Consider the following 6,160-nt stretch of genomic DNA (forward strand, 5'->3'; position numbering starts at 1 on the left):
CCGCATCGGCATGGGGGCTGTGACGGGGCGCACGTGGGGCCCGGAGGTGGACGGCTCGGTCAGGCCGGGACCCGGGTGCCCGCCAGGTTCTCGATCATGCGGCGGGTGCTGGGGCCGACCACGGTGGACCAGTCCTCGGGCTCGCCGGTGAGCCAGCGGGCGACGAGCGTCGCGAAGCCGGGGATGCGGCGGCCGAGGTCGACCAGCGCGCGGTCGAAGCGGGCGGCGCCGTCCGGAGTGCGGACGAGGAGAAAGCCCGCACGGTGCACCAGGGCGCGGGTGTGCTCCTCGTCGCTGCGGGCCGCACCGTCCGCGGCGGCACGGACGAGCGCGTCGAGGACGACGGGATCGTGCTCGCGCGTCAGCAGCAGGTCCAGGAACTCGCGGCGCAGGGGCCGGGAGGCCGGCGTCCCGGGCGCCGCGAGCACCTCGGCGAGCGCGGCCCGCGCCTGCGGCGACCGCCCGTCGAGGAGACCGGTCACGAGCCGGTGCAGCACGGCCCGGGCGGCGGGCCCGTCCTCCAGCCGACGGTCGACGTACGCCGCCACGTGCTGAGCGGCCTCCGGGTGCGCTTCCACGGCATCGCGCACGAGGGCGGCCACGCGGCGTGCCAGGGCGGGCGTCGTGATCTCGGCGAGGGTGCGCAGCGCGTCGCCCGCGTCCGGCTCCCGCAGGCGGTCGCGGAACGCGGAGAGCACGGGTCCTGGATGCGTGTCCAGCGCGTCGACCAGCGCGCTCGCGGGCACCCACGGGTCGCCCGCCGCGAAGCGCTCCAAGGCCCGCATCAGGTAACGGACCCGAGTCCGCGGATCTTGTACGAGGAGCGCGAGGGCCCCGCCGTGCAGCGTGCGGTCGGCGGGACGGGCGAGCAGGGCCAGCGCGGTGTAGCGCAGCAGATCGCGCTCGGCCTCGGTGCGTACGTGCGGCGCCGCCCTCAGCCCGTACGTCAGAGCCACCGCCCGCCGCGCGGGCCGCTCGTCGTGCGCCCAGCGGTCGACCGCCCTGCACACGGCGGAGGGCTCCTCCTCGGCCAGTACGGCGAGGAGCTCGTCCCCGCGGGGGTGGGCGCTGTCGGCCAGCGCCTCGGCGAGGTCGTCCAGGGCCTGGTGCCGATGGGTGTGCAGAAGAGCCTGGGCCGCCGCGGCGACGGTGGCGTCGGGGGTCGCGGGGAGCGGGCGGTCGTCGTCGAACCAGTGGGTGAGGTGGGGCTGCACCGCGGTGGGATCGGCGGCGAGGAGGTCGGAGACCGCGTCCAGGTAACGGGGCCCGGAGCCCGGCGGGGCCACGTCCGCCCCGACGAGCCGCCTCAGCAGGTCGAACCGCGTCGCCTCCGGCAGGGGCAGCGCGGTCCAGAACTGTGGCCCGAACTCCCCCGGTACGCCCCGTCCTTGCTTCCGCCAGGTCACGATCCGCCCGGCGAGGTGCCGCAGCACTCCGACGTACGGACTCGCGTCGGGCACCTGGAGGAGCACGTCATGAAGGAGCCGGGCGGCCCACCAGGCCGGGCCCGGGGCCGAGGCCAAGTCCGAGACCGAGGCCGGGGCCGAGACCGAGACCGAGGCGGAGGTCGAGGCTGCGGTCTGAGCCGGTCGGAGCTCGTCCAGGGCCTGGACCAGCTCCTGGAGCCTGGCGGCGAGTCGGGCATGGCCCAGCTCTGGGCGCGGCGCCGGTCGGGGCAGCAGGAGCAGGGCTTGGAGTACGGGGCCGACACGGTGCCGGGGAACAGGGAGGGGCGGAGGCGCGGGCGAGGGTGTCACGGAGGTCTCGGCCCAGGACGGGAGGGGTACGTCGTCCTGCTCCGGGAGCTCGCCCCGAGGGTGGACCAGGGCGTCGAGTGCCGTGTCCAGGTCCAGGTGCATGCCCTGGATCCAGTCGGCGAGCTCTTCGTGGGCGAAGCGGTAGCCGTTGCCCGCCGGAACGAGGAGGCCCTCGGCGAGCACGGCCGACGCCCAGCCTCTGCAACCGCCCGGCCGCCGCTCCGGCCCGCTCCTCCAGGGAAAGACGGATTCGAACGCCACCCGGGCCAACTCCCCCTGCCCGGACCCCAGACAGCGCCGCGCGGCCTCGTGCACCTGACCGGAAACCCGGGCCGCGAGCCGCCGTACGGCCCTGCCCCGCATTCCGTTGACGGCGGCGAGCCGCTCGGCCACGCGCAGGCACATCAGATCCAGGTACGCGGCGAACACGTCGTCCCGTCCGAGCCGCCCCACCGGAGTCTCCGTCGGCGCGGCCCGAACCACCTCCGAGGCCAACCGCAACACCAACGGATGCCGTGCGTCGGCCTCTTCCAGCAAGCCTTCGGGAATCCCGTACCGCTCCCGTGCCCGCTCCGCCTCGTCCTCCTCCAGATCACCGACCCACACACAGGCCGGCAGCCGCCCACCGCCGCCCGTGGGCTCATCCGTCCCGTACAGCAGCCCGGGCGGGAACTCCGCCCCCGCCTGCTCCCAGTACTCCGGCCGGCACGCGATGACGAGCCGCGCCCCGGTCCGGCGCAGCCAGTCGGCGGTTGCGGAGGTCCATTCGGGCAGGCGGTGGGCGAGGTCCGGCGGCATCTCCTCGGGAGCGTCGAGCAGCAGGAGCAGGGGCCGCCCCGCGTCCCGTGCCAGGAGGGCGAGCCGCTCCGGGCTGATGTCGCCGAGCTCGCCGCCCTCGCCGATGCCGTCGAGCGCGCCGCCGGTCCCGGCACAGCGCTTCGCCGCCCCCTCCCCGGCCGGCTCCCCCCGCTCCCCCGGCTCCCCCGAAGCCGCCACGACCCGCCCCGCCCGCTCCAGTGCCCTCCTCGCCGCGTCGGCCACCGACGTGTCGGCACCCCGGAGGTCGGCGCCGCGCAGCCACAGCGTGGGGGCCGGTTCACAAGCCCGGTCGCGCCGGGCGGCGAGGGCCGCGAGTTCCGTCGTACGGCCGCTGCCGGGGGCGCCGACGAGTCCGAGCACGGCGGCATCCGGGTCAGCGGTGAAGGACGCCAACTCGCTCACCAGATGGGCCCGTTCGACAAGCTCCGCCCCTTCGACGGGGTGCGCCCGTTCGCCCGGGCCCGCCGCCTTCCGGGGGCCGTCCGGTCCCACCGAGGTGGCTGTCAGCTCCAGGACCCCCGCCAGATTGAGATCGGCCCCGTACGCGGGCACCGTCGCCGCGTTGCGGGCCAGCAGCTCCGCCAGCGGACCGTCGGTGTCGGTCCGCACGTTGGTACGCACGTCGGTCCGCAACGGCACCGCGAAGCCCGCCACCCGGTGGTCGGACTGGAGCGCGGTGCCCAGGACCGCGATCACCGTGCCGGTGGCGGGGTCGAGCACCGGCCCTCCGGCCGCCCCGCCGCCCAGGCGGAGCGCGTCGCTGCCTGCCGTGCCGATCGCCAACTCCACGGCGGCGTCGAGAAGATGGAAGCGGTCGGTCGCCGTGTACGTCACGGGGGACGAGCCGAGCACCCGGGCCTCGCGCCAGCCGCCCGCCGCGATACGAACGTACGTGCCGACCTCGACGCAGTCCCGAGCGGTGACGGGAAGCGGTTCTACGCCGAGGCCGAGGCCTTCGGTGTGGACGAGGGCGAGGTCCAGGTCCGGAAGCGGCGTGACCGCGTCGGCCGCCACCATGCAGGTGTGGCCCCCGGCGGCGTGCAGAACGAGGCGGGCGAGTCCGTCGACCGTCTCGTGACTGGTGACCACCGTGCCCTGGTGGTCGGCGACGAACCCCATACCGCGCGGCCGCCCGGCCAGATCGCAGATCCGGACCAGGCACGCGTCCCATGCGTCCCGGGTGGCGTCCGACGCCCCACGGCCCCCGGCCCGGGGACCTCGTCCCGCCATGCTCGACCCTCTCTGCCGTCCGCACCGCCTCGTGCTTTTCGACGGTAGGCACGGGGAAAGTCGAGCCGAAAGATCGCCGGACGAACGAGCCCCCTTCTACTCCCCCGGTTCACTCCGCGCGCCTGCCCGGACGGGTGAATCGACCTCGGCGGATGGATAGACACCTAGGGAGGGGGGACCGTGGAGCGGCGTACACAGGATTCTCCGTGAACGCCGCTCCACGACGAAGCCGACAGCCCCAACAGCCGTGCACCACCGGAGAGTTCGACGACCTCATGCCCGGTGACCTCATACCCGGCGACATCATGCCCGGCGCGGCAGGGCCTCAGCCGAACACGGCCAGACTCTTGGCCTTGCCTTTGCGCTCCTCCACCAGGGCAAGGAACCGGCCCTCGGGACCGAACACCCCGACGGCGCCGACGCCCGCGTACTCCTCGGGCATCTCCAGCCGGACACCGTTCGTCAGCAGCCGCGCCCGGTGCGCGTCCACGTCCCAGCGCGGGAACGCGGCCGCGGCCGCCTCCGCCAGGGGCATCACGGTCAGCTCCTCCTGGAGCTGGTCGAGCGTGCGCGCGGAGTCGAGCTTGTAGGGGCCGACGCGGGTGCGGCGCAGCGCCGTCAGATGGCCGCCGACTCCCAGGTCGGCGCCGAGGTCACGGGCCAGCGCGCGGATGTACGTCCCCGACGAGCAGACCACCGAGACGACCAGGTCCAGGACGGGCGTACCGTCCTCGGCGACGGTGCCCCGGACGTCGTACACGGAGAACGAGGAGATCGTCACCGGGCGCGCCGGGATCTCGAAGTCCTCGCCGTCGCGGGCCCGTTTGTACGAGCGCACACCGTTGATCTTGATGGCGCTGACCTTGGACGGCACCTGCATGATGTCGCCGGTGAGCTTGGTGATCCCGGCGTCGATGGCGTCCCGGGTGATCCCCGAGGCGTCCGCCGACTCCGTGATCTCGCCCTCGGCGTCATCGGTCAGGGTCGTCTGGCCGAGCCGGATCGTGCCGAGGTACTCCTTCTCGGTCAGTGCGAGGTGGCCGAGCAGCTTGGTCGCCTTCTCGACGCCGAGGACGAGCACGCCCGTCGCCATGGGGTCGAGGGTGCCCGCGTGTCCGACGCGGCGGGTCTTCGCGATCCCGCGCATCTTCGCGACCACGTCGTGCGAAGTGAAGCCCGACGGCTTGTCGACGATGACAAGTCCGTCGGGCGTCCGGTTCTTCTGCGTCATTCCGCGGCGTCGCCGTCCGTCTCGTCCTCATCGCCCGGCTTCTTGTACGGGTCGGCGTCACCGGCGAAGTTGGCGCCGGCCGAGACCTCGCGCACCTTCGCGTCCGAGGCCCGTGCCTTGTCGAGCAGGTCCTCGATGGTCTTGGCGGTGTCCGGCAGGGCGTCCGCCACGAAGCTCAGGGTCGGGGTGAACTTCACGCCCGCCGCCGCGCCGACCGCCGAGCGGAGCACGCCCTTGGCGCTCTCCAGGCCGGCTGCGGCCGCAGCCCGCTCCTCGTCGTCCCCGTACACCGTGTAGAAGACGGTCGCCTCCCGCAGATCCCCGGTGACCCGGGTGTCCGTGATGGTGACGTGCGAACCGAGCCGCGGGTCCTTGATCCCGCGCTGCAGCTTCTGGGCCACCACCTCTCGGATGAGGTCCGCCAGCCTCTTCGCCCGCGCGTTGTCGGCCACTGGTCCGTCTCCCTCTTCCTTGCCTGTTCCGCGTGCACAGCCCATAGTCGTGCACGGTCAGTCGTCGTCGCCGTGCAGCCGCCGTCGTACGGACAGCAGCTCCACTTCCGGCCGGCCGGCGACCATGCGCTCGCACCGGTCCAGTACGTCCGTCAGATGCCCCGTGTCCCCCGAGACCACCGCCAGGCCGATCTCGGCCCGCCGATAGAGGTCCTGATCGCCGACTTCCGCCACGCTCACCGCGTACTTGCGCTGGAGCTCGGCCACGATCGGGCGGACGACGGAACGCTTCTCCTTGAGCGACCGTACGTCGCCGAGCAGGAGATCGAAGGACAGAGTCCCCACGTACATGTGTGTCCGGATGTCCCGCCGGTACGGGGTAGATGGCCCGCCAAGCTCTTGGCGGGAACATCAAGAACGGTACAACGAAGGGCCGCGGCCGCTCGAGGGAGTTTCGCCCCCGCCGCCCCTACCCGTCCCATCCTTCTGGGGCTCCGCCCCAGACCCCGCTCCTCAAACGCCGGAGAGGCTGACCTTCAGCCCGTCCGGCGTTTGAGGACGAGGCCGTTCAGGCCGATAGCGGGGGTCTGGGGGCGCAGCCCCAAGGGATGGGACGGGTAGGGGCGGCGGGGGCGAAAACCCCGGTCGGGGGGGCCCCGCCCGGGGGTTGC

4 protein-coding genes are annotated in these 6,160 nt (G+C 73.6%); all 4 read right to left on the bottom strand.

What is annotated here, in order from left to right; genetic code table 11:
• Positions 1 to 59: 59 nt before the first annotated feature.
• The 4 genes from FE633_RS47955 to FE633_RS42690 all read right to left on the bottom strand — a co-directional run bounded on the left by FE633_RS47955 (position 60) and on the right by FE633_RS42690 (position 5,840).
• On the bottom strand, positions 60 to 3,806 hold the full coding sequence (locus tag FE633_RS47955; protein WP_425473313.1) for a trypsin-like peptidase domain-containing protein: 3,747 nt from the start codon (positions 3,804 to 3,806) through the stop codon (positions 60 to 62).
• Positions 3,807 to 4,131: 325 nt separating this feature from the next.
• Positions 4,132 to 5,037: a tRNA pseudouridine(55) synthase TruB gene (truB, locus tag FE633_RS42680; RefSeq protein ID WP_138050552.1), complete on the bottom strand. Its 906-nt coding sequence runs from the start codon at positions 5,035 to 5,037 to the stop codon at positions 4,132 to 4,134.
• Positions 5,034 to 5,489, bottom strand: a complete 456-nt coding sequence (gene rbfA, locus FE633_RS42685; RefSeq protein WP_138050553.1) for a 30S ribosome-binding factor RbfA — start codon at positions 5,487 to 5,489, stop codon at positions 5,034 to 5,036. The genes truB and rbfA overlap by 4 nt, the downstream gene beginning before the upstream one ends.
• Before the next feature lie 57 nt (positions 5,490 to 5,546).
• Positions 5,547 to 5,840 (bottom strand): DUF503 domain-containing protein, encoded by a 294-nt coding sequence (locus FE633_RS42690; protein WP_138050554.1) that lies wholly within the window; start codon positions 5,838 to 5,840, stop codon positions 5,547 to 5,549.
• Between the last annotated feature and the right edge of the window lie 320 nt (positions 5,841 to 6,160).

The sequence above is a fragment of the Streptomyces montanus genome (assembly GCF_005786655.1).
GTDB classification, from domain to species: Bacteria; Actinomycetota; Actinomycetes; order Streptomycetales; family Streptomycetaceae; genus Streptomyces; species Streptomyces sporangiiformans.